General features: G+C 74.6%; 24 protein-coding genes. 14 read left to right on the top strand and 10 right to left on the bottom strand.

Going from position 1 to position 23,980, the window contains the following annotated elements:
• Window positions 1-18: 18 nt before the first annotated feature.
• Together ACQP1P_RS10835 and ACQP1P_RS10830 are read right to left on the bottom strand one after the other, a co-directional pair.
• Window positions 19-666: a response regulator transcription factor gene (locus ACQP1P_RS10835; protein WP_433085543.1), complete on the bottom strand. Its 648-nt coding sequence runs from the start codon at window positions 664-666 to the stop codon at window positions 19-21.
• 663 nt (window positions 667-1,329) lie between these two features.
• Window positions 1,330-2,550 carry a sensor histidine kinase gene (locus ACQP1P_RS10830; RefSeq protein WP_433085542.1) on the bottom strand — a complete coding sequence of 407 codons (1,221 nt, stop codon included), beginning with the start codon at window positions 2,548-2,550 and terminating at the stop codon, window positions 1,330-1,332.
• Window positions 2,551-2,768: 218 nt separating this feature from the next.
• Between ACQP1P_RS10830 and ACQP1P_RS10825 the strand changes: the two genes are divergently transcribed.
• Window positions 2,769-2,927 carry a hypothetical protein gene (locus ACQP1P_RS10825; RefSeq protein WP_433085540.1) on the top strand — a complete coding sequence of 53 codons (159 nt, stop codon included), beginning with the start codon at window positions 2,769-2,771 and terminating at the stop codon, window positions 2,925-2,927.
• 301 nt (window positions 2,928-3,228) lie between these two features.
• Here the strand turns inward: ACQP1P_RS10825 and ACQP1P_RS10820 are convergent, their stop codons facing one another.
• The 3 genes from ACQP1P_RS10820 to shbA all read right to left on the bottom strand — a co-directional run bounded on the left by ACQP1P_RS10820 (window position 3,229) and on the right by shbA (window position 5,857).
• Complete coding sequence (locus ACQP1P_RS10820; protein ID WP_433085538.1) at window positions 3,229-3,987, bottom strand: GNAT family N-acetyltransferase; 759 nt, start codon at window positions 3,985-3,987, stop codon at window positions 3,229-3,231.
• Between the two features lie 306 nt (window positions 3,988-4,293).
• Window positions 4,294-5,175: an anti-sigma-D factor RsdA gene (locus ACQP1P_RS10815; RefSeq protein ID WP_433085536.1), complete on the bottom strand. Its 882-nt coding sequence runs from the start codon at window positions 5,173-5,175 to the stop codon at window positions 4,294-4,296.
• A 109-nt stretch (window positions 5,176-5,284) separates the two neighbouring features.
• A complete protein-coding gene (gene shbA, locus ACQP1P_RS10810) occupies window positions 5,285-5,857 on the bottom strand; it encodes an RNA polymerase sigma factor ShbA (protein WP_433085534.1) in 573 nt (190 codons plus the stop codon).
• A gap of 123 nt (window positions 5,858-5,980) precedes the next feature.
• Here shbA and ACQP1P_RS10805 point away from each other — a divergent pair, with 123 nt between their 5' ends.
• Genes ACQP1P_RS10805 through ACQP1P_RS10755 form a run of 11 tightly spaced genes read left to right on the top strand, consistent with a single transcriptional unit; the run spans window position 5,981 to window position 16,810 of the window.
• Window positions 5,981-6,916, top strand: a complete 936-nt coding sequence (locus ACQP1P_RS10805) for an ABC transporter ATP-binding protein (protein ID WP_433085532.1) — start codon at window positions 5,981-5,983, stop codon at window positions 6,914-6,916.
• Window positions 6,913-7,662 (top strand): MlaE family ABC transporter permease, encoded by a 750-nt coding sequence (locus tag ACQP1P_RS10800; protein WP_433085530.1) that lies wholly within the window; start codon window positions 6,913-6,915, stop codon window positions 7,660-7,662. Before ACQP1P_RS10805 ends, ACQP1P_RS10800 begins: the two co-directional genes overlap by 4 nt.
• 1 nt (window position 7,663) lies before the next feature.
• On the top strand, window positions 7,664-8,467 hold the full coding sequence (locus ACQP1P_RS10795; protein ID WP_433085528.1) for an MlaE family ABC transporter permease: 804 nt from the start codon (window positions 7,664-7,666) through the stop codon (window positions 8,465-8,467).
• Entirely contained in the window at window positions 8,464-9,729 is a 1,266-nt protein-coding gene (locus ACQP1P_RS10790; RefSeq protein WP_433085526.1) for an MCE family protein, read from the top strand. The genes ACQP1P_RS10795 and ACQP1P_RS10790 overlap by 4 nt, the downstream gene beginning before the upstream one ends.
• A complete protein-coding gene (locus tag ACQP1P_RS10785) occupies window positions 9,726-10,745 on the top strand; it encodes an MCE family protein (RefSeq protein ID WP_433085524.1) in 1,020 nt (339 codons plus the stop codon). The genes ACQP1P_RS10790 and ACQP1P_RS10785 overlap by 4 nt, the downstream gene beginning before the upstream one ends.
• The gene (locus ACQP1P_RS10780; protein ID WP_433085522.1) at window positions 10,742-11,713 is read left to right on the top strand and encodes an MCE family protein; all 972 of its coding nucleotides are present in this window, start codon (window positions 10,742-10,744) and stop codon (window positions 11,711-11,713) included. Before ACQP1P_RS10785 ends, ACQP1P_RS10780 begins: the two co-directional genes overlap by 4 nt.
• A gap of 1 nt (window position 11,714) precedes the next feature.
• On the top strand, window positions 11,715-12,878 hold the full coding sequence (locus tag ACQP1P_RS10775; protein ID WP_433085520.1) for an MCE family protein: 1,164 nt from the start codon (window positions 11,715-11,717) through the stop codon (window positions 12,876-12,878).
• Window positions 12,875-14,248 carry an MCE family protein gene (locus ACQP1P_RS10770; RefSeq protein ID WP_433085519.1) on the top strand — a complete coding sequence of 458 codons (1,374 nt, stop codon included), beginning with the start codon at window positions 12,875-12,877 and terminating at the stop codon, window positions 14,246-14,248. The genes ACQP1P_RS10775 and ACQP1P_RS10770 overlap by 4 nt, the downstream gene beginning before the upstream one ends.
• The gene (locus ACQP1P_RS10765) at window positions 14,245-15,495 is read left to right on the top strand and encodes an MCE family protein (protein ID WP_433085517.1); all 1,251 of its coding nucleotides are present in this window, start codon (window positions 14,245-14,247) and stop codon (window positions 15,493-15,495) included. Before ACQP1P_RS10770 ends, ACQP1P_RS10765 begins: the two co-directional genes overlap by 4 nt.
• A gap of 18 nt (window positions 15,496-15,513) precedes the next feature.
• On the top strand, window positions 15,514-16,326 hold the full coding sequence (locus ACQP1P_RS10760; RefSeq protein ID WP_433085515.1) for a hypothetical protein: 813 nt from the start codon (window positions 15,514-15,516) through the stop codon (window positions 16,324-16,326).
• Window positions 16,327-16,339: 13 nt separating this feature from the next.
• Window positions 16,340-16,810 carry a hypothetical protein gene (locus tag ACQP1P_RS10755; RefSeq protein ID WP_433085513.1) on the top strand — a complete coding sequence of 157 codons (471 nt, stop codon included), beginning with the start codon at window positions 16,340-16,342 and terminating at the stop codon, window positions 16,808-16,810.
• 29 nt (window positions 16,811-16,839) lie between these two features.
• Here the strand turns inward: ACQP1P_RS10755 and ACQP1P_RS10750 are convergent, their stop codons facing one another.
• Window positions 16,840-18,234: an MFS transporter gene (locus tag ACQP1P_RS10750; protein ID WP_433089961.1), complete on the bottom strand. Its 1,395-nt coding sequence runs from the start codon at window positions 18,232-18,234 to the stop codon at window positions 16,840-16,842.
• Window positions 18,235-18,342: 108 nt separating this feature from the next.
• On the opposite strand from ACQP1P_RS10750, the gene ACQP1P_RS10745 reads away from it, so the two are divergent.
• Both ACQP1P_RS10745 and ACQP1P_RS10740 read left to right on the top strand, forming a co-directional pair.
• Window positions 18,343-18,720: a MarR family winged helix-turn-helix transcriptional regulator gene (locus ACQP1P_RS10745; RefSeq protein ID WP_433085511.1), complete on the top strand. Its 378-nt coding sequence runs from the start codon at window positions 18,343-18,345 to the stop codon at window positions 18,718-18,720.
• On the top strand, window positions 18,720-19,595 hold the full coding sequence (locus tag ACQP1P_RS10740; protein WP_433085509.1) for an aldo/keto reductase: 876 nt from the start codon (window positions 18,720-18,722) through the stop codon (window positions 19,593-19,595). Before ACQP1P_RS10745 ends, ACQP1P_RS10740 begins: the two co-directional genes overlap by 1 nt.
• 15 nt (window positions 19,596-19,610) lie before the next feature.
• Here ACQP1P_RS10740 and ACQP1P_RS10735 read toward each other — a convergent pair whose 3' ends face one another.
• The 4 genes from ACQP1P_RS10735 to ACQP1P_RS10720 form a co-directional block, all read right to left on the bottom strand.
• On the bottom strand, window positions 19,611-20,819 hold the full coding sequence (locus ACQP1P_RS10735; RefSeq protein WP_433085507.1) for a vWA domain-containing protein: 1,209 nt from the start codon (window positions 20,817-20,819) through the stop codon (window positions 19,611-19,613).
• Window positions 20,819-21,988, bottom strand: a complete 1,170-nt coding sequence (locus ACQP1P_RS10730) for an AAA family ATPase (protein WP_433085505.1) — start codon at window positions 21,986-21,988, stop codon at window positions 20,819-20,821. The genes ACQP1P_RS10735 and ACQP1P_RS10730 overlap by 1 nt, the downstream gene beginning before the upstream one ends.
• A gap of 7 nt (window positions 21,989-21,995) precedes the next feature.
• The gene (locus ACQP1P_RS10725; RefSeq protein ID WP_433085503.1) at window positions 21,996-23,186 is read right to left on the bottom strand and encodes a hypothetical protein; all 1,191 of its coding nucleotides are present in this window, start codon (window positions 23,184-23,186) and stop codon (window positions 21,996-21,998) included.
• Between the two features lie 317 nt (window positions 23,187-23,503).
• Entirely contained in the window at window positions 23,504-23,974 is a 471-nt protein-coding gene (locus ACQP1P_RS10720) for a hypothetical protein (RefSeq protein ID WP_433085501.1), read from the bottom strand.
• Window positions 23,975-23,980 lie beyond the last annotated feature (6 nt).

The following is a 23,980-nucleotide window of genomic DNA, read 5'->3' as shown; positions in this document are numbered from 1 at the left end:
CGCAGTGGTGCGCGTGTATCAGGAGGCTTCGAGGTAGTGCAGCACCGCGGCTACCCGGCGATCGGTACGGTCGTCGGGGGCCAGCTCCAGCTTGGCGAAGATGCTGCGGATGTGCTTGTGCACGGCCCCCTCGGTGACGAAGAGACGCTCGGCGATCGCGGTGTTGCCGAGGCCCTCGGCCATCAGGGCGAGTACCTCGCGCTCGCGGGCGCTGAGGCGCTCCAGGCGGGCGTCGGGCCGGCTGCGGCTGAGCAGTTGCGCGACGACGTCCGGATCGATCGCGGTGCCGCCGTTGGCGACTCGATGCAGGGCGGTCAGGAACTCCTCGACACGGCCGACACGCTCCTTGAGCAGGTAACCCAGCCGGGAGCCGCCGCTGGTGAGGAGGTCGGTGGCGAAGGCCTGCTCGACGTACGCGGACAGGACCAGCACCGCAAGCTCCGGCCGGCGGCGGCGCGCCTCGACCGCGGCCACGATGCCCTCGTCCGTGTGAGTCGGGGGCATGCGCACGTCCACGATCGCCACGTCGGGCTGATGCTCGTCGACGGCGGCGAGGAACGTGGTCGGGTTGTCAGTGGTGGCGACGACGTCGAGATCCTCGGCCCGCAGGAGCATCGCAAGCCCTTCCCGCAGCAGGGCGTCGTCCTCGGCAATCACGATCCGCACGGCATGCTCACTTCCAGGCTCGCCAGGTGTACGCCGCCGCTTGCGACGCTTCTCGCCACGATTCTCGCGCCACTGCTCGGACGCTCACACGCCACTGCTCGCACGCTCACGCGCCACTCCTCACACCGTCACGCGCCACTCCTCGCACCGTCACGCGCCACTCCTCACACCGTCACGCGCCACTGCTCGCACCGTCACGCGCGCCGCCCTCGTGCAGTCACGCGCGCCGCCCTCGTGCAGTCACGCGCGCCGCCCTCGTGCAGTCCCGCGCACCGCCACGCACGCTGCAACCCGCGCTGCACCGCCACGCACGCTCACCATGCACGCCGTTGACAACGCCGCCGCGCTCACCGATTCCCGCAACATCACGCATGTCGTTGCGCGTGTCGCCACCCACGCCGCACTCCGCGCCCTCACGCGCGTCATTGCGCGCGCCGCCACCCACGCCGCAACCCCGCGCCCTCACGCGCGTCATTGCGCGCGCCGCCACCCACGCCGCACCCCGCGCCCTCACGCGTCTCGCCCGACGCGCCGCCCGTCGCGCCGCCGGCGTGGCGTTGCGCGTGTCGGCGCGCCCGCCGTGGCGTGCGGCGCTGCGTGCGCCGCGGCCCGCACCCTTCCGCGTGGCGTTGCGCGTGTCGCCGTTCGCGGTGTCGCTCGCGGTCATGCGCCGCACGGGATGCTCACGCTCAGGATCGTCGGGCCGCCCGGTGGGCTGCTCAGCTCCACGGTGCCGTCGTGGGCCGCCACGCGCTGGCGGATGCCGGTCAAGCCGGAGCCGCCGTGCTCGTCCGCGCCGCCGTGCCCGTCGTCGGTGATGGTCAGGTGCAGGCGGTCGCCAGCCCGGCGCAGGCGGATCGTCCCGTGTTCCGCGCCGCTGTGCTTGGCGACGTTCGTGAGGGCTTCGGCGGCGACGAAGTACGCGGTCGCCTCCACCGAAGCAGCGCACCGCACCGGCAGGTCCGCGTCCACGTCGACCCGCACGGCGCAGTTCGCGGCCAGGGAGCGCAGCGCGTCGGGCAGGCTGCGGTCGGTCAGCACCGGCGGCAGGATGGTACGGACCACCGCGCGCAGGTCGGCGAGGGCCGCCTCGGCCGCGCCCTGGGCTCGTTCCAGGATCTCGTCGGCCCGCTCCGGGTTCTTGGCCACGGCCCGCCGCGCGGCACCGAGCAGCACGTTCACGGCGACGATGCGGTTCTGCGTACCGTCGTGCAGCGCCCGCTCGATGCGGCGCAACTCGGTGGCGTGGGCGTCGAGTGCGGCGGCTCGGGTCGCGGTGAGCTCGGCGACGCGCAGCATCAGATCGGTGCCGGGCGCGGGCGCCAGCAGCCGGCGGCCGGGCGCCTCCTGGAGGCGGGCCATGAGCGGCGTGGCGTAGAAGACGAGCAAGAGCCACACGAGCGCCAGGGCCGACACCCACAGCGCGCCGCGGGTGTCGTGGACCTGCGGAAAGCCGATCGACGAGGTGGCCCCGTCGGGCGGCAGGAGCCGCCACCAGAGCGGGAACGACCCGTCGCGCAGCACGTTGATCGGCAGCGCGATGGCGAAGATGCCGAGCAGAAGACCGAGGCTCGCGTGTACCGCCGCCCACGCCATCTCCCGCCGAACCGCACGATCGGCGACGGCGTCGCGCAGCCGGGTCGGGGCGGGCAGATGGCCGAGCAGCTCCGGCCCGGTCCTGGAGAGCCGGTCCCGCTCCCGGTCGGCGACCACGCGCACCAGCCGCACCGCGAACGGCACCAGCACGATGCCGATGCCGACCGCGCACGCGATCAGCGTCGCCGCGGCCGTGAGCAGCGCGATGAGCGCGAGGAACGCGGTGCCGAGCCCGCCGACGAGCCGCTCCAGCGCATCGAGCGCGGCTCGGAGCCTGACCTGAGCCATGCGCCGAACGTACAGCCTCCCGGGCCCGCCCCGCGCGGTGCTCTCCGCGCCCGCAACACCGTCCGGACCTCGCCGACAAGCCGCTCCACCTGCCCGAATGCGGCTCCGGCCGCAGCCCGGCGGGTGCTGGCCGGGCGCCGGAAAGTACAGCCTGCTATACCCCGGGCCGGCAGTGCACGGCATCGATCGCGACCGGTGGCGGCCGTAGCGTCGTCGGCATGACGAAGCACCGCATGCTCTGGATCGCCCTCGCCGTCGCGGCCGTGCTCAACGCCGCACTGTCCACTGTGAACCCGCTCCTGGGCGCCGTCTTCGGCGTGATCGTGCTCGCGTGCGGAGGCACCCTGGTCCTGCGCCACTACCGCCGCCGGTCATAGCCGCGTGCAGTGTCCGAACGTGCCGCAAGTAGCCGAGCCGCTGCAGAAACGCGCACCCACGCGCGCGCGAGAACAGACACACACGGGCGAGGCGGTGCGGAAACGCGCAGGAACGGACGCGCGTGCGTGAGCGGTGCGGAAACGCGCACAACCGGACGGCCGTGCGTGAGCGGTGCGGAAACGCGCACAACCGGACGGCCATGCGTGAGCGGTGCGGAAACGCGCACAACCGGACGGCCATGCGTGAGCGGTGCGGAAACGCGCACAGATGGACGCGCGTCAGTCGGTGCGAACGTGCTCGTCAGCCGTGGACGAACGGGATCGTGGTGGCCAGGCGCTCGAAGCCCAGCCGCTGCAGAATCGGCCGGCTGTCGTCGCTCGCGTCGACCTGCAGGTAGCGCAAGCCCGCCTCCGCGGCCCGCGCCGCCCGCCAGGCGACCACGGCCTTGAAGACCCCGCGCCCGCGCCACGCCGGGTCGGTGCCGCCGCCCCAGAGGCTGGCGAACTCGGTACCCCGGTGCAGCTCGACCCGCCCGGCGCAGATCGGCCGGTCGCCGGCCATGGCGACGACCGCCCGCACGTCGTCGGGGCGCTCCAGCAGCTGCCGGCCGATGGCGGCATGGTCGCCGCCGAACACCTCGTCGTGGATCCGGACCACGTGCCCGGCTCCCTCGGCGTCGGTCACCGGCACCAGGCGCACCCCCTCCGGCGGGCTCGGCTCCCGCGGCAGGGCGTCGACCTCGGCGACCAGCAGCGCCTCGGCCGGGCCGGGCTCGAAGCCCGCGGCCAGGAGGCGGTCGGCGAGGTCGTGGGGCTGGTCATGGGAGTACAGCTTCCACTCCCACGGGACGCCGGCCTGCGCGAATCGCCGGATCTGAGCCGCGATCACCGCGTCCGCGTCGAGGCCGCCGAGGCCGGACCACGGGATGCCGGTCCAGCCGTCGGCGGCGTTCAGCACACGCACCACGCCGGGGTCGTGCTCGACCAGGGCGCCGGGGCCCTCCCGCGGCTGCTGCCGGATCTCCCGGTCGAAGCGCGCGAGGATCTCGTTCACGTCCATGCCGCCACCCGACACCCCACCCGGCCGGACGCGCAACCGATTTCGCGCGCCACGGTCACAGCACGGGCAGCGGCAGCCGGGGTGGGCCGAGTCCACAACCAGGCCGAGTCCAGGAACCACGGTCACAGCCCGGGCAGCCACAGGCCCAGACGGGCCAGGCCCGCAACCAGGCCCACAACCAGGCCGGATCCGGGAACCACGGTCACAGCCCGGGCAGCCACAGGCCCAGACGGGCCACGCCCGCAACCACGCCCGCAACCACGCCCGCAACCAGGCCCGCAACCAGGCCGAGTCCGGGAACCACGATCACAGCGTGGGCAGCGGCAGCCCCGGAACGGACGGAAGGATCCGGGTCGGCAGCGGCAGGCCGCCCGGACCCGTCGGGACGATCTGCGTCGGCAGGCCGGGCAGGATCTCCCCGTTGCCGCCCGGTGTCTTCGTCGCGCCCCCGCCGCCGCCCGGGTTCCCGCCCGCGCCCGGTGTCGTCGCGCCCGGGGCCGGCGTCGGGGTCGCGGGGGCCGCCTCCGAAGCCGGGGGCGGCGGGATCGCCGGCGACGGGGACGGCGGGGTCGCCGGCGGCAGCTGGGAGCGCAGCTCGGCGATCCGGTCCAGCAGGCGCCGGCGGGTGCCGGCGTTGTCGACCTGCTCGGCCTCGCTCGTGGCGGTGTCCAGGTGGCGCCGGGCGTCGTCCCACCGCGCGGCGGCGATCGAGGACGCGGCCTCGGCGATGGCCTGTTCGGCGGCGCGGGCGTGGGCCTGCTCCGGGTACAACACCTGGGTCAAGGGCCACAGCGGGCCGCTCGGGCTCGACTGCTCGGCGCCCAGGGCCAGGCCGCCGAAGATCACGACGGCCGCCGCGACCGCCGCGAAGGTGCGGCGCAGGCCCGAGCCGGGGCGGCGGGGGCGCGGGGCGGCGACCGGCAGTTGCTGGGGGCCGGCGGCATCCGGCGCGGCGGTGCGCAGCTCGGGGAGGTCGGGCAGCGCGTCGGCGGAGGAGGGCTCGGACGACAGGTCGAAGTCGGGCAGATCCGCCGAGAGCTCGTCGTGCCAGTCCGCGAGCAGGCCGGTCAGCGGGTCGTCGTCGGCGGACGGGGACGCGGGGCGCGAGCCGCCGGCCAGGGCGTCCAGCAGCGCGTCGTCGGCGCGAACCGTCGCCAGGTCGACCGGCGCCTCGCCGCTGCTGTCCATGTGACCTCGCAAGTCACCTCGATCCGTCATGCCGTCATCCGCCCAACCAGCGTACGCAGGCCGCAGCGGGCGCCGGGACCAACGATCGGGCCGCCGGAGGGAAGCGCCGTCACGCCGCCACCTCCCCCAGCGAGTCCCCGGCCATGGTGCGCAGCTTGGCCAGGGCGCGCGACTGGTTCACGCGGACCGCCGCCGCCGACATCCCGACGATGACGCCGACCTCCTCGGCGGAGAGGCCGGCCGCGACGCGCAGCACGACGATCTCGCGCTGGGCCTCGGGCAGGCGGGCGAGCAGCGCCGAGAGGCGCCGGGCCAGGTCGGTGCGCACGGCCTGCTGCTCGGGCCCGGGCGCGCCGTCGGGGCTGTCGGGGAAGGCCGGGATCGGGCCGGGGTCGCGCACCGCGGCGCGCTGGGCGTCGGCGACCTTGTGCGCGGCGATCGCGTAGACGAACGCGGTGAAGGGGCGGCCCTGGTCGCGGTAGCGCGGCAGCGCCCGCAGCAGCGCGATGCACACCTCCTGGGCCACGTCGTCGGCGGTCGTGTACGCGCCGCCGACGCGCCCGAGCTTGGCGCGGCAGTAGCGCACCACGCCCGGCCGCAGCTGCTCCAGCAGCTCCGCCGTGGCCTCCGGCTCGGACCGCACGGCGCGGCCGACGAGCCCCGGGTCGATTGTGGCCGTCATCGTGAACGCACGGTAACCGGACCGGACCGGGAGCACCACCCGGAGAAATTTTCCGTGGCGGCTGTTACGCCCCGGGCGGCCGCCGCGATGCAACCCGTGAACCGCGCTACCAACGGAGGAGCCATGGGCGTCGAGGTGCACGTGGAGGGGCTGACGAAGTCCTTCGGCGCCCAGCCCGTGTGGTCCGACGTCACGCTGACCCTGCCCGCCGGGGAGATCTCGGTGCTGCTGGGGCCCTCGGGCACGGGCAAGTCGGTGTTCCTCAAGACGCTCGTCGGGCTGCTCAAGCCCGACCGGGGCGCGATCCTCATCGGCGAGCACGACCTCACGCGCCTGCGGGAGCGGGAGCTGTACGAGGTCCGCAAGCTCTTCGGCGTCCTCTTCCAGGACGGCGCGCTGTTCGGGTCCATGAACATCTACGACAACGTGGCCTTCCCGCTGCGCGAGCACACGCGCAAGCCCGAGCGGGAGGTGCGCGCCATCGTCGCCGAGAAGCTCGACATGGTCGGGCTGACCGGCGCCGAGAGTAAGCTGCCCGGCGAGATCTCCGGCGGGATGCGCAAACGCGCGGGGCTGGCCCGCGCGCTCGTGCTCGATCCGCAGATCGTGCTGTTCGACGAGCCGGACTCGGGCCTCGACCCGGTCCGCACCGCGTACCTCAACCAGCTCATCATCGACCTCAACCAGCAGATCGACGCCACGTTCCTGATCGTCACGCACGACATCAACACCGCGCGCACGGTCCCGGACAACATCGGGCTGATCTACCACGGCCACCTGGCCATGTTCGGCCCGCGGGAGATGCTGCTGTCCAGCACCGAGCCGGTGGTGCGGCAGTTCCTCAACGCCCAGCGCATCGGCCCGATCGGCATGTCCGAGGAGAAGGACGCCGACGAGCTCAAGGCCGAGGCCGAGGCGGGGATCGAGCCGCCGCCCCTGCCGCCGATCCCCCTGCAGCTGCCGCCCTCGGACGGCCGGCCGCGCAAGGCCGAGCGCCCGCCCGGCCAGTGGTGCGCGGTCAACGGCGTCACCCCGCCCGAAGGGTCGTTCCGCGCATGAGGGCGACGGGGCTGTTCTTCGTCTTCGCGCTGGACGCGCTGCGCGGCCTGGCCCGGCGACCGTGGCAGGTGCGGGAGTTCATCCAGCAGGCCTGGTTCGTCAGCTCGGTGTCGATCCTGCCGGCCGCGCTCGTCTCGGTGCCGTTCGGGGCGGTGATCGCGCTGCAGCTCGGGTCGCTGGTGCGCCAGCTCGGCGCGCAGTCGTTCACCGGCGCCGCGTCGGTGCTCGCGGTCGTGCGCGAGGCCGGCCCGATCGTGACCGCCCTCATCATCGCGGGCGCCGGCGGCTCGGCGATCTGCGCCGACCTGGGCGCGCGGAAGATCCGCGAGGAACTCGACGCGATGCAGGTGCTGGGCATCGACCCGCTGCACCGCCTGGTCGCGCCCCGGATCGCGGCCACGATGCTGGTCGCGGTGCTGCTCAACGGGCTCGTGAGCGTCGTGGGGGTGGCGGGCGGCTACTTCTTCAACGTGGTGCTGCAGCACGGCACGCCGGGCGCGTACCTCGCCAGCTTCCAGGCCCTCGGGCAGCTGCCGGACCTCGTCGTCGGGGAGGTCAAGGCGCTCGTCTTCGGCGCGGTGGCGGCGCTCGTGGCCTCGTACAAGGGGATGACCGCGAAGGGCGGGCCGAAGGGGGTCGGGGACGCGGTGAACCACAGCGTCGTCATCACGTTCATGCTGCTGTTCGCGCTCAACTTCGTCATCACGGCCGTGTACTTCCAGATCGTGCCGCAGAAGGGGAGCTGACGTGGCCATCCTGCAACGGCTCGACGACCTCGGCGGGCAGCTCGCGTTCTACCTGCGCGCGTTCGCGTGGGCGCCGCGCACGCTCGTGCGGTACAAGCGCGAGATCCTCCGCCTCCTCGCCGAGGTCAGCTTCGGCACCGGCGCGCTCGCCGTGGCGGGCGGCACCGTGGGCGTCATCTGCTGCATGACGTTCTTCACCGGCACCGAGGTGGGCCTGCAGGGCTACCAGGCCCTCGACCAGATCGGCTCCAGCGCCTTCACCGGGTTCGTCTCGGCGTACTTCAACACCCGCGAGATCTCCCCGCTGGTCGCCGCGCTCGCGCTGTCGGCGACGGTCGGCTGCGGGTTCACCGCCCGGCTCGGCGCGATGCGGATCTCCGAGGAGGTCGACGCGCTCGAGGTGATGGCGGTGCCGTCGCTGCCGTTCCTGGTCACGACCCGGATGATCGCCGGGCTCGTCGCGGTGATGCCGCTCTACGTGATCGGGCTGCTGTCGAGCTACCTGGCCACGCGCACCATGGCCATCGTCTACTTCGGACAGTCGGCGGGCACCTACGACTACTACTTCCACCTGTTCCTGCCGCCGGGCGACGTGCTGTGGTCGTTCGGCAAGGTGCTGGTGTTCAGCGTGATCGTGGTGCTGGTGCACTGCTACTACGGGTACACCGCCGGCGGCGGCCCGGCCGGCGTCGGCGTGGCCGTCGGGCGCGCGGTGCGGCTGGCCATCGTCGCGGTGAACGTCGTGGACTTCTTCCTGTCGCTGGCCATCTGGGGCGCGACGACGACGGTACGGATCGCCGGATGAGACGGCTGCTGGGGCTGGCCTTCATCGTGCTGCTGACCGCCGCGCTCGGGCTGGCGGTGCTGCAGTACAACAAGGTCTTCACGCCGGTCACGTGGGTGACCCTGAAGACCGCGCGCACCGGGCTGCAGCTGAGCCCGGGGGCCGAGGTGAAGTACTACGGCGTCGTCGTGGGCGAGGTGCGCGCCATCGGCAGCGACGGCTCCGGCGCCACGCTGCGCCTCGCGCTCGACCCGTCCCTCACCGGGCAGATCCCCGCCTCGGTCAGCGCGCGGCTGCTGCCCAAGACGCTGTTCGGGGAGCGGTACGTGGCGCTGGTGCCGCCGGGCACCGGCGGCCGGGCCATCCGCGACGGCGACGTCATCGGCCAGGACCGCTCGGCGAGCGCCGTCGAGCTCGAGCGGGTCCTCGACGGCGCCCTGCCGCTGCTGCAGGCGATCCAGCCGGACAAGCTCGCCGCGACCCTGGGCGCGCTGAGCACCGCGCTGGAGGGCAAGGGCGAGCAGCTCGGCCGCGACCTGGTGACCCTCGACGACTATCTCAAGGCCCTGAACCCGGACATGCCGCTCATCGCCGAGGACGTCAAGCGGCTCGCGGCGGTCCTGGACGTGTACGACGGCGTGCTCCCGGACCTGCTCGGCCTGCTGCGGGACGTCTCCGTCACCGCGGACACCGTGGTCGACCAGCGCGCCCAGCTGGCCACGTTCTACGCGGACACCACGGCGGCGGCGGACGCCACGAAGTACTTCCTGGACCGCCACGGCGACCAGCTCATCAAGGTCGGCGACGTCAGCCGCCCGGTGCTGGAGCTGCTGGCCGCGTACGCCCCGGAGTACCCGTGCCTGATGCAGGGCCTGGTCGCGCTGCAGCCGCGGGTCGAGCAGGTGTTCACCGGCGGCCGGATGCACATCACGCTGGAGATCACGCGGGACAACGGCAAGTACGTGGGCGGCGACCAGCCGGTCTACGGGGCGCGGAACGGGCCCGACTGCCGCGGCCTGCCCGACCCGAGGATGCCCGCGCCCGGCGTGCCGATCAACGACGGCTACGACTACGGCGCCGCCCGCCCGGGCCCCGCCAAGCTCCCGGTCGGGACGGCCGGGACGCTCGCCCCGCCCTCCGTCGAGGCGGGCACGCAGCAGGAGCGCAAGCTGCTCGAACCGCTGATCGGCGCGGCCACCGGCGTGCCACCGGCCGAGGTGCCCGACATCGCGATCCTGCTGTGGGGGCCGCTGCTGCGCGGCGTGGTGGTGAACGCGAAGTGATCCGGGACCTGCTCAAGCTCGGCGCGTTCGCGGCGGTGACGATCCTGCTCACCGCCCTGCTCGCGCAGACCCTCGGCGCCTTCTCGGGCGGCGGCACCCGCTACCGGGCCCGCTTCGCCGACGTGACCGGGCTGCTCGCCGGGGACGACGTGCGCATCGCCGGCGTGAAGGTCGGCGAGGTCAGCGACATCCGCGTCGCCGACGACCGGGTCGCCGAGGTCGCCTTCACCGTGGACGACGACATCCCGCTGGCCACGAGCGTGCGGGCGACGATTCGGTACCGCAACCTCGTCGGCCAGCGCTACGTCGCCCTCAGCGAGGGCCCCGGCGGCGGGCAGACGCTGCGCGCCGGGCAGACGATCCCGCAGTCGCAGACCACCCCGGCGCTGGACCTCACGGTGCTGTTCAACGGGTTCCGGCCCCTGTTCACCGCGCTCACCCCGCAGGCGGTGAACCAGCTCGCGTACGAGATCATCCAGGTGCTGCAGGGCGAGGGCGGGACCGTCGCGAGCCTGCTGCGCAGCACCGCGTCGCTGACCGGCACGCTCGCCGACCGGGACGCGGTCATCGGCCGGGTCGTGACCAACCTCAACAGCGTGCTGTCCACCCTGGACGAGCACCGCGACGACCTGGACACCACGATCGCCATGCTGCAGCAGTTCGTCTCCGGCCTCGCCGCCGACCGGGCCGCGATCGGCGACGCCCTGGCCAACGCGAGCACCCTCACCGGGGCCACGGCCTCGCTGCTGCAGGACGCCCGGCCCTCCCTGCAGGCCGACATCGACCGGCTCGGCACGCTGTCGGGCACCCTCAACGACAACGCCGGCGTGCTCGACAAGACCCTCGAAGGACTGCCGCAGCGGTACTCGGACCTGACCCGCGTCGCCTCCTACGGCTCGTGGTTCAACTTCTACCTGTGCGACTTCGACGGCCGGGTGACGCTGGCCGGGCAGAAGATCAACCCCGCGACCTTCACCTCGACGGCCGCCCGCTGCAGCACGGGAGGCGCCGCGTGAAACCCCTGCGGGAACGCAACCCGCTCGTCGTCGGCGCCGTCGGGCTCGCCGTGCTCGGCGCGCTCGTGCTCGGCGCGTTCAAGGTCGACGCCGTCGCCGGGCTGACCGCCACGAGCTACCGGGCCGCGTTCCGCGACGCGAGCGGGCTCACGCCGGGCAACGAGGTCCGGGTCGCCGGCGTGCGCGTCGGCAAGGTCACCGGCGTCGGGCTGGCCCGGGGCGGCAGCGGCCCCTACGTGCGCGTGACGTTCCGGCTGGAGGACGACGGGGTCCGGCTCGGCACCGCCACCCGCGCGACGATCCGCATCAAGACCGTGCTCGGGCAGAAGTACCTCGCGCTGGAGCCGGCCGGCGGCGGCACGCTGGCCGAGGACGCCGAGATCCCGCTCGAGCGCACCGCCGCCCCGTTCGACGTGGTGCAGGCGGTCACCGGGCTCGCCGGCACCCTCGACCAGATCGACAGCACCCAGCTCGCGGACGCGTTCACCACCCTGGCCCAGGCCTTCGCCGACACCCCGGGCAGCGTCCGGGCGTCGCTGGACGGGCTGTCGCGGCTGTCGAAGACCGTCTCCGACCGCGACGCCGAGCTGCGCACGCTGCTGACCCGCGCCCACGAGGTGACCGGCGTGCTGGCCCAGCGCGACGAGGAGTTCCGCAAGCTCGTGGCGGACGGCGACGCGCTGCTGGCCGAGGTGAGCAAGCGCCGGGACGCGATCCACGACCTGCTCGTGGGGACCAACGCCCTGGCCAACCAGCTGGCCGGCGTGGTGTCGGACAACCGGCAGCGGCTGGAGCCGGCCCTGCGGCAGCTGCGCGGGGTCGTCGGCATCCTGCAGCGCAACCGCGACAACCTGGAGCTCACGCTGCAGCGGATGGGGCCGTTCGTGGCCGCGTTCGCCAACGTCACCGGCAACGGGCGCTGGTTCGACTCCTACCTCGCCGGCCTGCTGCCCGGAAGTGGTGGCTGACATGACCCGCAAACGCATCGTCGCCTTCGCCGCCGCCGTGCTCACCGGTGCGGCCGTGGCCCTGGTCATCGCCGGCACCGGGCACCCGCAGCGGCGCCTCGTCGCGCACTTCACCCGGACGGTCGGCATCCACAAGGGCTCCTCGGTGCGGGTGCTCGGGGTCGCCATCGGCGAGGTGACGGCGGTGATCCCGCAGGGCCGGACGGTCCGCGTGGAGATGACCTACGACGCCGGGTGGCCCATCCCGGCCGACGCGCAGGCCCTGATCATCCCGCCGAGCGTGGTCAGCGATCGGTACGTCCAGCTGACCCCCGCCTACACGAGCGGCCCGGCCCTGGCCGACCGGGCGGACCTCCCCGTCGAGCGCACCGCCGTTCCCATGGAGATCGACGACATCTACAAGGCCCTCAACGACTTCAACGAGGCCCTCGGCCCCGGCGGCGCCAACGCCGACGGCGCGCTCAAGCAGCTCGTGCAGGCCGGCCAGGCCAACCTGCAGGGCAACGGCGAGAACCTGCACACCACCATCGAGGGGCTGGACAAGGCGCTGACCACCGTCGCCGACGGCCGCCAGGACCTCTTCGGCACCCTGGTCAACCTGCAGACGTTCACGACGGCCCTGGCCCAGAGCGACGCCGCGGTGCGCGGGTTCAACCAGCGCCTCGCCGAGGTCGCCGGGCAGCTCGCGGGCGAGCGCGACGACCTGGCCGCGGCCCTGCGCGGGCTGGCCACGGCGCTGTCGCAGGTCACCGCGTTCATCCGGGACAACAGGGACGAGCTGGTGTCCAACGTGGACGCCCTCGCGGACGTCACCGGCATCCTCGCCAAGCAGCAGAAGGCGATCATCGAGATCCTCGACCTGGCGCCGCTCGCGCTGTCGAACCTCAACCTCGCGTACAACCCGCGCTCCGGCACCCTCGACACCCGCGACGACGCCCTCGGCCCCTACGACGCGGCCACCTACGTCTGCAGCGTCCTCAAGCAGGCCGTCCCGCAGCTGCCGCAGGAGTGCATCGCGCTCGGCCAGACCCCGGGCCTGCCGGCGGCCGCCCCCGCGCCGTCTCCTTCGACGCCCGCGACCCAGGCCAAGGCGCCCGCGCTGCCGGTGCTGCCCGAGGTCACCCAGGACCTGACCCTGGGCGGGATCCTGCGGGGTGTGCGATGAGACGGGCCCTGATCGTCGCGGCCTGCCTGCTCGTGGGGGGCTGCGACCTGCCCGGCGGCGCGCCGGCCGGCGACGGCTTCGCGGTCACCGCCGAGTTCGCCGACGTCCTCGACCTCGTCCCGCAGGCCGCCGTGAAGGTCAACGACGTGACCGTCGGCAGCGTGGAGCGGATCTCGCTGTCCGGCTGGACGGCCCGCGTGCGGCTGCGGGTCGACAAGAAGGTGAGCCTGCCCGGCAACGCCACCGCGGCGGTGCGCCAGAGCAGCCTCCTCGGCGAGAAGTACGTGGCCCTGGAGGCGCCGGCGACCGAGGCGCCGCAGGGCACGCTCCGCGACGGCTCGGTCGTGCCCCTGAGCCGCACCCGGCGCTCGGCCGAGGTCGAGGAGGTGCTCGCCGCGCTCGGCATGCTGCTCAACGGCGGCGGGCTGGCCCAGCTCAGGACGATCAACGAGGAGCTGGCCAAGGCGTTGCAGGGCCGCGAGCCGGCCGCGAAGGACGCGCTGCACCAGCTCGACACGTTCGTCGGCGGGCTCGACGCGCAGAAGGCCGACATCGTGCGGGCCCTCGACGCGCTGGACCGGCTCACCACGTCGCTGTCCAAGCAGCGCGACGTCATCGGTACCGCCCTGTCGTCGCTGGCCCCGGGACTGACCGTGCTCGAGGAGCAGCGCGAGCAGCTCACCGCGACCCTGACCGCGCTCGGGGACCTGGGCCGGGTCGGCACCCGCGTGATCGAGCAGAGCCGGGACGACACCCTGGCCTCGCTCAAGGCGCTCCAGCCCCTCCTCGAGCAGCTGGTGAAGGCCGGGGACGCGCTGCCGAAGTCGCTGGACTTCCTGCTGTCGTTCCCGTTCCCGCCCAACGTCAGCGGCGCGATCGTCGGCGACTACGTGAACCTCGGCGCGACCGCGGACCTCGACGCCACCACGATCCTGTCCAACCTGCTCGTGCAGACCGCTCCCCCGGCTCAGGCCTCGTCCCCCGCCGGCCGGTCCTCGTCCGGTTCGCAGCCGAAGGGCGGCGGCACGACGGACAAGCCGAAGCCGCCGGTCACCACCCCGCCGATCGTCGGCGTGCTACCGCTGGGCTGCCTGCCGATCGGCGGTCTGCTGCCGCCGGGCTGGGTGCCGCCGAAGGGCTGCGAGCTGCCGAAGGACTGCCAGATCCTGCCACCGGGCAGCAAGGTGCCGCCGGGGAGCCTGATCCCGCCCGGCGGGATCGTGCCGCCCGGCACCGTCTTGCCGCCCGGCACGCTGCTGCCGCCGGGCACCGCCCTGTCCCCCGCCTGCCTGCTGGCCCCGGTGACCGGCCAGACCAACGGCCGGCAGGGCGGCCTCACCGACGTGCTGGGCGGAGGGCTGCTGCCGTGATCGGTCGCTCCACCAAGCTGCAGGTGCTCGCCTTCCTCGTGGCCGGGCTCGTCGGGATGGTGTACGTCGGGCTGGAGTACGTCGGCCTGGGTGACCGCCTGCTGGGCCGCGGCACCGTCGTCTACGCCGATCTGGCCCAGGCCGGCGGGCTCTTCGCGAACGCGCCCGTCACCTACCGCGGCGTGCCCGTGGGCCGGGTCGAGTCCGTGACGCTGCACGACGCCGGCGCCCGCGCCCGGCTGCACCTCGACGACGGCGTGCTCGTCCCGGCCGGCACCCGGGCCGTGGTCGGGCAGCGCTCGGCGGTCGGCGAGCAGTTCCTGGACCTGCGCCCGGACGGCGACACCGGCCCGTACCTGCGCGACGGCTCGGTCATCCCGCGCGAGCGCACCGGCGTCCCGCTCGCGCCGGAGACGCTGCTGGCCAACCTCGACGCGCTCGTGCGGTCGGTGGACCCGCAGGCGCTGAGCGTCGTCATCGACGAGCTCGGCACCGCGTTCGAGGGCAACGAGCGGGCGCTGCGGCACCTGCTCGACGCGAGCGAGGCGATCCTCGACGCGGCCACCGCGACCCTGCCCCAGACCCGCACGCTGCTCGCCGACGGCCGCACGGTGCTGCGGACCCAGCAGGACTCGGCCGAGGCGATCCGGCAGTGGGCGTCCGGCCTGGCCCGCATCGCCGAGACGCTGCGCTCCTCCGACGCCGACCTGCGCCGCGTCATCGCCGACGCGCCGCCCGCCGCGCGCGAGCTCGTCGCCCTGCTCGACGGGGTCGAGCCGTCGATCGGCCCGCTGCTGGCCAACCTCGTCGCCGTGAACGGGGTCGCGGCACGGCGCCTGCCCGGCATCGAGCAGATCCTGGTGGTGTACCCGCTCGCCGTCTCCGGTGGCTTCACGGTCACGCCCGGCGACGGGACGGCCCACTTCGGGCTCGTGCTCAATGTGGACGATCCGCCGCCGTGCAGGTACGCGGGCTCGACGCGCTGCAGCGGCGCGGATCAGGCGGCCGGTTCCAGCGTGCGGGGCACCAACAACGCCCCGCGCCCCGGCTCGTCGGGCGACCCATCTTCCGACCCCTCGTCCGACCCCGCGTACGACCCCTCGTCCGACCCCTCGTACGACCCCGCGTCGGGCACCGTGCTCGGCTCGGACGGCAACCCGCTGCTGTTCGGCTCGACCGGCGGGCAGTACGCGCTCGCCGGCGACCAGTCCTGGAAACACCTGCTCCTCGCCGGGCTCGCGCCATGATGTTGGTTGGAGGCTTCCGTGTCCGAATCCCCTGAGCGCGGCCTGCGGCTCGTGCCGGGCGGCGCCGACGCTCCGGCCGCCCCTCGAAGCGTCCGGCAGCGGGCCGCCACCCGCCGCCGGATCCCCAAGCGCCGCGACACCCTCACCCACGTCCTGTCCCACCTGGACGAGGAGCCCGAGGTGCTGTCGCCGGTCGTCGCGGAGCCCAAGTCCACCGTGGACGAGACAGACGTTGCTCTCGACGAGGATGACGCCGGGAAGCGTCCTCGCCGGCGAACGGCGCCGCACCGGCGGGGGCCCGCCCGCTCGGTGCGGCGCCGGGAGCCGAAGCCCCGCCCCCGGCTCGCCCGCCCGTCGCTCACCACGGCGCTGCTGGCCCTGCTGGTCTGCGCGGCGGTGGCCGCGGCCGCGGTGCTGGGCAACCGCTGGTACGACGCGCGCACCCTCGACCGGGCCCACCAGCAGGCCCTGGCCGCGGCCAAGCAGACGACGGTCGACTTCGTCTCGGTGAGCGCGGCGAGCGTCGACCGCGACCTGCAGCGGATCGTGGCCGGCGCGACGGGCGACTTCCGCGACGAGTTCACCCGCGGCCAGGCCCAGGTCCGCGCCGCCGTGGTGGAGAACAACGTGGACTCCAAGGGCACCGTGCTGCGCGCCGCCCTCGTCTCGGGCGACCGCGACGCGGCGGTCGTGCTCGTGGCCATCGACGCGACGGTGCGCAACAGCAAGTCCCCGGAGGGCCGCGCCTCGCACTACCGCATCCAGGTGGACATGGCCCGCGACCGCGACTCCGGCCGCTGGCAGGTCGCCAAACTCCAGTTCGTCGGGTGAGAGGGGTACTGTCATGACTCGTCGCTCTTGGGCGCTGGTGGCGGCCATCGCGGTGGCCCTCGGCCTGGCCGGCGCCGGCTGGTACTCCTCGGACGAGCACCACCGCCGGGACGTGGCCGTGCGCCAGTCCACGGCCGCCGCCAACGCCGCGGCGCAGGCCATATTCTCCTACGACTACCGCAGCTTCGACGCGAGCGTGGCCAACGGCAAGGGCTTCACGACGGGCGGCTTCGCCGAGGAGTACGCGCAGACGACGGCGGCGCTGAAGTCCAACGCGGTGGCGGAGCAGGCGATCGTGCGCGCGTCGGTCTCGGCGACGGGCGTGGTGAGCGCCACCGCGTCCCGCGTCGAGCTGCTGCTCTACGTGGACCAGTACCGGCGCAACGCCAACATCACGGGCGAGAAGGTGGACCAGAACCGCGTGGTGCTGACCATGGTCCCGGTCGCCGGCGCGTGGAAGGTCTCCCACGCCATCGCCGTCTGACCGGCTACGCCGGCGACCGGGAGGGCTTCCTAGCGGCGGCGGCGGACCAGCGGCGTCAGGCTCAGCAGCAGCCCCACCACGGCCACCCCGGTCACCAGGTTGACGCCCGGGTGGAACTGGCTGAAGTCCGCGCGCGAGGCCGGGCTCGCCGCCGCCACCAGCGCGGTCACCACGGCCAGGACCAGCGCGGCGCCCACCTGGCCCGAGGTCTGCACGAGCCCGGAGGCCAGGCCCTGCTCGGCGTCGGCGATGCCGTCCGTGGCCTGGGCCATGATCGAGCTGAAGCCGAACGCGAAGCCGCCGCCCAGCAGGAGCATCGTCGGCAGCGTCGTGATCGCGTAGTGCGGGGCGTCGCCGGCGGTGAGCAGGAACCAGCCGTACCCGAGGCTCATCGAGAGCATCGCGCCGGCGATGAGGGGCGCGGTGCCCAAGCGCGTGATGAGCCGCCCCACGAAGGGCGAGCCGAACGCGACCAGCAGGCCCGCCGGCAGCAGGGCGAGCGCCATGCGCAGCGGCGACCAGTGCAGGACGTCCTGCAGGTAGAGCGTCATCATGAACTGGAAGCTGAGGTACGACCCGAACAGCGCCACCATGCTCAGGTTCGCCCGCACGATGGAGCCGGCCCGCAGGATGCTCAGCCGGATGAGCGGATGGGGCACGCGGCGCTCGACGACGAGGAACGCGGCCAGCAGCGCCACCGCGGCCGCGGCGAGCCCGAGGGTCGCCGGGTGCAGCCAGCCCCGCGCGGGGGCGGAGACGACGGCGTACACCGACAGCAGCATGCCCCCGACCAGCGTCGCGGCCCCGGCCAGGTCGTGACCGCCCTCGGCCGCGGGGCGGTCGCGCGGGATGAGGGCGATGCCGGCGGCCAGGGCCGCGACCGCGAGCGGCACCGGGATCAGGAACGTCCAGCGCCAGCCGACGCTGGTGAACAGGCCGCCGAGGATGAGCCCGGAGGAGTAGCCGCTCGCGCCGAAGACCGAGAACACCGACAGCGCGCGGTTGCGGGCCGGGCCCTGCGGGAACGTGGTGGTGAGGATGGACAGGGCGGTCGGGGCGGTGAACGCGGCCGCGAGCCCCTTCACGAAGCGGGTGGCGATGAGCAGGCCGCCGTCGTCGACGAGCCCGCCGACGAGGCTGGCCGCCGCGAAGACGCCGAGCGCGACGAGGAAGACGCGGCGCCGCCCGAGCAGGTCCGCGGTGCGGCCGCCGAGCAGCAGCAGGCCGCCGTAGCCGAGCACGTAGCCGTTGACGATCCACTGCAGCGAGGTGGTGGACAGGCCGAGCTCGGCGCCGATCGACGGGAGGGCCACGCCGACCATCGAGACGTCGAGGCCGTCGAGGAACAGCACGGCGCACAGCACGGCGAGCACGGCCCAGAGTCGCCGCGGGGTCCGGGTTCGATCGGGTTGCGTCAAGGTCATGGTCACGGGAGGCGACACTAGATGCATGCGCATTCAATGTCCATGCACTAGATCCGCGTACATTTAATGCGTGTGCAATATCTTGGCGGGAGGAGTAGGATGCCGCCCATGAGGTCCGAGGGAGCCCTGATCGAGCGCTGGCGCTCGCTGCTGACCAGCTACAACGAGGTCGCGGGCCACCTGGAGCGGGCACTGTCGGACGCGCACGGCCTGACGCTGAGCGAGTTCGAGATCCTCGACCGGCTCGTCGCGCAGGACTGTGAGAAGCGCCGCATGCAGGACCTCGCCGCCGACATGTACCTGAGCCAGAGCGCCCTGTCCCGCGCCGTCGCCCGCCTGGAGAAGCACGGCCTCGTCGCGCGCGCCCTGTGCGAGGCCGACCGGCGCGGCGTGTTCGTGAACCTCACCGAGCAGGGCCTCGCGCGGCACGGCGCCGCCCGCCGGACGCACCTGGCGATCCTGGCCGAGCACCTGCAGCCCGCCTGATGCCGTTCGTCGCGCCGTCCTGCCGCCTCGGCCTGGGCCTGGCCGCCGTCGGGCGGCCCGGCTACATCAACCTGGGCCGCGACCACGACCTGCCCGCGCGGCGCTCGGTCGACGCGCTGCGCCGCCGCAGCCACGAACTGCTCGACGCCGCGTACGCCGCCGGGGTCCGCTACGTCGACGTCGCGCGGTCCTACGGCCGCGCCGAGGAGTTCCTGGCCGCCTGGCTCCCCGGGCACGACGACGTGGTGGTCGGCTCGAAGTGGGGGTACACCTACACCGCCGGCTGGCGCGTGGACGCCGAGGTGCACGAGGCCAAGGACCACTCCCCCGCGACCTTCGAGCGCCAGCTCGCCGAGTCCCGCGCGGTGCTGGGCGATCGCCTGGACCTGTACCAGATCCACTCGGTCACGCCGGACAGCCCCGCACTCACCGACCGCGCGCTGCACCGGCTCCTCGCGGACCTGGCCGCGACCGGCGTCACCGTCGGGCTCTCGGTGAGCGGCCCGGGCCAGGCCGAGGCGATCCGCGCGGCCCTGCGCGTCGAGGCGGACGGGGCGCCGCTCTTCCGGACGGTACAGGCGACGTGGAACCTGCTCGAGCGCTCCGCGGGACCGGCCCTGCGCGAGGCCCACGCCGACGGCCGCCGCGTCATCGTCAAGGAGGGCATGGCCAACGGCCGCCTGGCCGGCCGCGACGCCGAGGCCCTGGCGGCGGTGCTCGCCGAGCCGTTCACGGATGTCGTACTGTCCGGAGCCGCCACCGTCGCCCAGCTCACGAGCAACCTGCGCGCCCTGGACACGCCCCCCGCCCGCGAACCCGCCCCCGAGGCGCCGGAGGACTACTGGCGCACCAGGTCCTCGCTCGCCTGGTCCTGACGACGAGCCGCGCGCTCAGCCGATCGTGACCACCTTCGCCCACTCCGGCGGGGTGCCGGGCACGTAGCCCGGGTCGTCCTCGTCCCACCGGGAGGGGCGGGCGAAGAGGCCGATCACCGTCCGGCACCGCGGCGCCCGCTCCGGCCACGGCGTCTGCCCGTCCGTCAGCACCACGACCACGTCCGGCCGCGGGTGCTGCCGCAGCGCGCGGTCGAAGCCGGCCCGCAGGTCGGTCCCGCCGCCGCCGACCAGCTCGATGCCCTCGGCCCGGCACAGCGGGAACGCCAGCGGCGCGGCCGCGTCGCAGGGCAGCACGGTGACGAGGTCGCGGCGGCCGCCGACGGCGCGGCTGATGGCCGCGACCTCCAGGATCGCGCTGCCCAGCTCGGCGTCGCTGACCGAGCCGGAGGTGTCGATGACGACGCAGACGCGGGGCGGGCGGCGGCGCAGGCTCGGCAGCACGACGCCGGGCAGCGCGGCCGAGCGGCGGGCCGGGCGGCCGTACGTGTAGTCGTCGCCCGCCCCCGCGCTCGCCGCCGCCGTGCGCACCGCCGCGCCGAGCAGCCGCCGCCACGGCTGCGGCGGGTGGAACGCCTCGTCGGCCCAGCGCTGCCAGCCCGCCGGGGCGCTGCCGGGCGCGCCCCGGATGCCCTCCGCCACCCGGAACCGGACCGCGTCGCGCTCCTGCGGCGTCAGCCCGTGCGCGCCGGTGGGGCCGAGGTCCCAGGGGCGCGCGAGCCCGTCCGCGCCGCTGCCGCAGTCCAGCCACGCGTGGTCCTGGGTGTGCGGCCCGAGCCGGAACTGCGGCAGGTACTCCTCCATGAGCTGCCCCGGCGTCAGCGCGAGCCGGTGCGGATACACCGCGCCCTCGGGCGCCGGCAGCCCGTCGCCGAACGCGTCGTCGTTGATCTCGCAGTCGGCCGCGATGTTCATCCGCAGCCGCTCGCCCGGCCCGTCGAGGCCCTCGGCCGCGGCGATCCGGTCGCCGCGGCCGTGGTGGTCGCGCAGCAGGTGCGAGACCTCGTGCACCCACACCGCGGCGAGCTCCTCCAGCGGGGTGGCCTCGACGAAGGCCGGGTTCACGTAGCAGCGCCAGTACCGGTCGACGCCCATGGTCGGCACGAGCCGCGACTCGATCGGGTGCAGGGCGAACAGGGCGCTCGCGAGGTACGGCCGGGCGCGGGTGGCGAACAGCCGCGCCGCGTAGAGCTTGGCGGTGTCCATCAGCGCGACGCCGCCAGGGAGATGGACACGACGCCGGCCAGGCGCTCGATGGAGCCGGGCAGGTCCCAGTCGTCCTCGCGCAGCGCGGCCAGGGTCTGCGCGGGCACGACGACGAGGTCGGGCGCGCCGGTCGACAGGGCCCCGGCGAGCACGGCCCAGGCCGCGTCCCAGCGCTCGCGCGACGGGCGCTGCCGGACCGCGTCGACGACGGCGTCGAGGACGGCCTGGCGCAGGTCGCCGCGGTCGGGCAGGACCGCCGCATCGGGCCGGGCCAGCAGCTCCTCGGGGTCCGGCAGGTCCATCCGGTCCAGGCTCGCCAGCAGCTCCAGGCCCGGCCCGTCGCCGACCGCCCCGCGGACCAGCATCGACAGCGCCTCCCGGGACGCCGCGGCGGCCGTGCCGAACGCGATCAGCCGCAGCGCCATGTCCCAGCTGCGCGGCGACGGCCACGCCCCGCCCCGGCGCGTCTCGCTCGACGGCAGCTGGTGTACGAGCTTGGGCCGGGCCGCCAGCAGCCCGCACACGGCCCGGCGCGCGAAGGCGACCGCCGTGCCCAGCCGCCCCGGGTCGAGCTCGGGCAGCCGCGCCCGGGGCCAGACCCCGCCGAGCCCGCGCACCACGACGTCGTGCCGGAACGCCCACTGCAGGTGCACGAACCGGTTCGCGAGCGGCGCGCTGAGCTCCCACCCGTCGGCCGCGGACCCGCGCGGGTTGGCCGCGGCCACGATCCGCACCCCCTCCGGCAGCGTGAGCGCCCCGATGCGCCGCTCCAGCACCACCCGCAGCAGCGCGGCCTGGACGGCGGGCGGCGCGGTCGACAGCTCGTCGAGGAACAGCAGCCCGCGCCCGGCCCGCACCAGGCGCACGGCCCAGTCGGGAGGGGCCATGGGCACCCCCTGCACGGCCGGGTCGTCGCCGAGCACCGGCAGCCCGGCGAAGTCCGAGGGTTCGTGCACGCTCGCGATCACGGTGGTGAGCGGCAGGTCGAGGGCCTCCGCGAGCTGGTTCAGCGCGGCGGTCTTGCCGATGCCGGGCTCGCCCCACAGCAGCACGGGCAGGTCCGCGGCCACGGCCAGGGTGAGCGCCTCGAGCTGGGTGTCGTCGCGGTGCTCGGTCTCGGTGTCGTACAACAGCTTCAGCAGATCGGCGGCAGTGTCCAGAGTCGGCATGCGGGCATCACCTCGTGGGAGTCAGGCCGTTACGGAACAGTCCATGCAGGATGCGTTGCCGCGCGGCGGCCTCCAGGGCCTCGCGCAGGGCACCGGCGCGCAGCAGCGCGTTCGGGCCGAGCAGGCTCTCGACGGCGGCCAGCGCGCCGGCCGCGTCGCCGTGGTCGAGCCGCGCGCGGATGTCGTCCAGGCGCTCGGGCCGGCGGTGCACGAGATCGATGGCGCGCAGGCAGGGCAGCGGCGGCCCGCCCAGCGCGACCAGCAGCTCCTCGCGGCGCAGCTGGGCCGGGTCGTGGTCGAGCGCGGTCAGCACGCCGTCGACGAGCGCGATGCGATGCTCCGCGCCGCGGCACTCGACGATCCTCGTGGCGGCGCCCGGTTGCGGCCCGGGTGGCGGTACCGAACCCGGAGCCAGCGCCTCGGCGACCAGCGGGTGCAGGGCGCCCGGGTCGATCGCGCCGGCCTCCAGCAGCTCGAGGTCGGGCGCCGGATAGGTGGAGGCGTGCGGGAGCACGGGCACGCGGCCGTCGCGGGTGCGGGCCGGCCGGGTCGCGCCGGTTCGCGGGTCCAGCAGCAGCCGTCGCCCCGCGGCCCGCACGAGCACCGGGCCCTCGGTCCGCAGGAGCGCCGCGCCCTTAAGCCGCAGGAACGCCGCGCCCTCGGTCCGCAGGAGCGCCGCCTCGGCCGCCCAGTCGGGCCGGGCGCGGGCGCGCAGCTCCCCGGCGCGGCGGGCATCCCACAGGTGCCGGTGCAGGTCGAGGCGGAAGTACCGGTCCGGGTGCGGGCCGCCGCCGGTGCCGTCCCACAGGGCCAGGCTGAAGCGCTGCCCGCCCGCGGCCCACGCCGGCGGGGTGCGGGCAACCAGGTGCAGCTCCGCGTCGTAGCGAGCCAGCGTGACGGTGAGCCCGGGCCGCAGCAGGCCGTCGGGGCCGATCCGCGGCAGGTGCCAGCGCAGCAGGTCGGGGGCGAGGTGGCGCAGGTCGGCCCGCACGCGCGCGGCTATGTCGGGGCCGCGCAGGCGGGCGAGTCGCCGCAGGTTGAGGTCCACGTCGACGCGGGCGGCCGCGCAGGCTCCGGCCCAGTCTCCGGCGAGGCGCCGGGCGGTGGACGTTTCGATCATCGGCGGCGGGACGGCGAACTCACGCACCCGCAGCCACAGGTCGAGCCGGGTCTCTCCGTTCGCAAGGGATGGGTGCATCAGCACTCACCTGTTGCGGACGGGACCCCCAATCTCACATCGGTAGCCATCGGGCACCAGCGTAGCGGCAAGTCCCGCGCCGGGCCAGATGCGCACCCGGCGCGGGACACCGCGATCCCAGCGGCTGCACGCCGCGGACCACGAGGGTGTCGACCCGGTCGCGGGGCGGGGCGCCGGCCCTGGCCACGACGCTGGCGCAGGCCGTCGCCGCGCTCGTGGCCGGGATGCCGTTCGCCGTCGCCGGCCACGGGCCCGCCGGCGCGGTCGCGCCGCCGCCGAGGCCGAGGGCCGAGCCGTTGAGGGCGCGCGGAAGGTGCTCAGTCGTCGCCGGGCAGGGCCAGCGCCGGCTCGCCGTTGACGCACGTCACCTGGGCCCGCACGGAGCCGCCGCCCGAGCGCGCCTTGAACCGCAGCGACGCCGTGGCCGCGGGGCCCCGCTGCAGGTGGTCGGTCTCGAATCCCGACCTCGGGATCCAGGAGTCGAGGTAGGCCTGCCCACCCGGGCACGAGGCCATGATGCTGCCCCCGGCGGTGCTCAGCGCGCGGCTCGTCGCGGTGGACGCCGCCGGCGACGCGGGCGTGGTGCCGAGGGGCGCCGACGGGTCGGGCGTGGGGCTGCCCGCGGGCGTCGGGGTCAGGCGGGCCTCGACGTCGGCCTCGCTCATGGGCGCGTCCGAGGGGCCGAAGAGGCCGTTGCTCAGCGAGCCCACCGCCCCGATCGAGGCGGCCGTCGCCAGCGCCGCGGCCGCCAGCCACGCCGCGATCGCCAAGGGCCAGCGCATCCGCATGCCTCC

Origin of the sequence: Dactylosporangium sp. CA-052675, assembly GCF_050947935.1 — a bacterium.
GTDB lineage: Bacteria > Actinomycetota > Actinomycetes > Mycobacteriales > Micromonosporaceae > Dactylosporangium.
This window is presented reverse-complemented; position numbering and strand designations above follow the sequence as displayed.

Bases quoted from the DNA above. Each gene is read 5' to 3' on its own strand.
- ACQP1P_RS10830 (WP_433085542.1), bottom strand. From the start codon at position 2,550: ATGGCTCAGGTCAGGCTCCGAGCCGCGCTCGATGCGCTGGAGCGGCTC.
- ACQP1P_RS10825 (WP_433085540.1), top strand. From the start codon at position 2,769: ATGACGAAGCACCGCATGCTCTGGATCGCCCTCGCCGTCGCGGCCGTG.
- ACQP1P_RS10820 (WP_433085538.1), bottom strand. From the start codon at position 3,987: ATGGACGTGAACGAGATCCTCGCGCGCTTCGACCGGGAGATCCGGCAG.
- ACQP1P_RS10815 (WP_433085536.1), bottom strand. From the start codon at position 5,175: ATGGACAGCAGCGGCGAGGCGCCGGTCGACCTGGCGACGGTTCGCGCC.
- shbA (WP_433085534.1), bottom strand. From the start codon at position 5,857: ATGACGGCCACAATCGACCCGGGGCTCGTCGGCCGCGCCGTGCGGTCC.
- ACQP1P_RS10805 (WP_433085532.1), top strand. From the start codon at position 5,981: ATGGGCGTCGAGGTGCACGTGGAGGGGCTGACGAAGTCCTTCGGCGCC.
- ACQP1P_RS10800 (WP_433085530.1), top strand. From the start codon at position 6,913: ATGAGGGCGACGGGGCTGTTCTTCGTCTTCGCGCTGGACGCGCTGCGC.
- ACQP1P_RS10790 (WP_433085526.1), top strand. From the start codon at position 8,464: ATGAGACGGCTGCTGGGGCTGGCCTTCATCGTGCTGCTGACCGCCGCG.
- ACQP1P_RS10775 (WP_433085520.1), top strand. From the start codon at position 11,715: ATGACCCGCAAACGCATCGTCGCCTTCGCCGCCGCCGTGCTCACCGGT.
- ACQP1P_RS10770 (WP_433085519.1), top strand. From the start codon at position 12,875: ATGAGACGGGCCCTGATCGTCGCGGCCTGCCTGCTCGTGGGGGGCTGC.
- ACQP1P_RS10755 (WP_433085513.1), top strand. From the start codon at position 16,340: ATGACTCGTCGCTCTTGGGCGCTGGTGGCGGCCATCGCGGTGGCCCTC.
- ACQP1P_RS10750 (WP_433089961.1), bottom strand. From the start codon at position 18,234: ATGACCTTGACGCAACCCGATCGAACCCGGACCCCGCGGCGACTCTGG.
- ACQP1P_RS10745 (WP_433085511.1), top strand. From the start codon at position 18,343: ATGAGGTCCGAGGGAGCCCTGATCGAGCGCTGGCGCTCGCTGCTGACC.
- ACQP1P_RS10740 (WP_433085509.1), top strand. From the start codon at position 18,720: ATGCCGTTCGTCGCGCCGTCCTGCCGCCTCGGCCTGGGCCTGGCCGCC.
- ACQP1P_RS10735 (WP_433085507.1), bottom strand. From the start codon at position 20,819: ATGGACACCGCCAAGCTCTACGCGGCGCGGCTGTTCGCCACCCGCGCC.
- ACQP1P_RS10730 (WP_433085505.1), bottom strand. From the start codon at position 21,988: ATGCCGACTCTGGACACTGCCGCCGATCTGCTGAAGCTGTTGTACGAC.
- ACQP1P_RS10725 (WP_433085503.1), bottom strand. From the start codon at position 23,186: ATGCACCCATCCCTTGCGAACGGAGAGACCCGGCTCGACCTGTGGCTG.
- ACQP1P_RS10720 (WP_433085501.1), bottom strand. From the start codon at position 23,974: ATGCGGATGCGCTGGCCCTTGGCGATCGCGGCGTGGCTGGCGGCCGCG.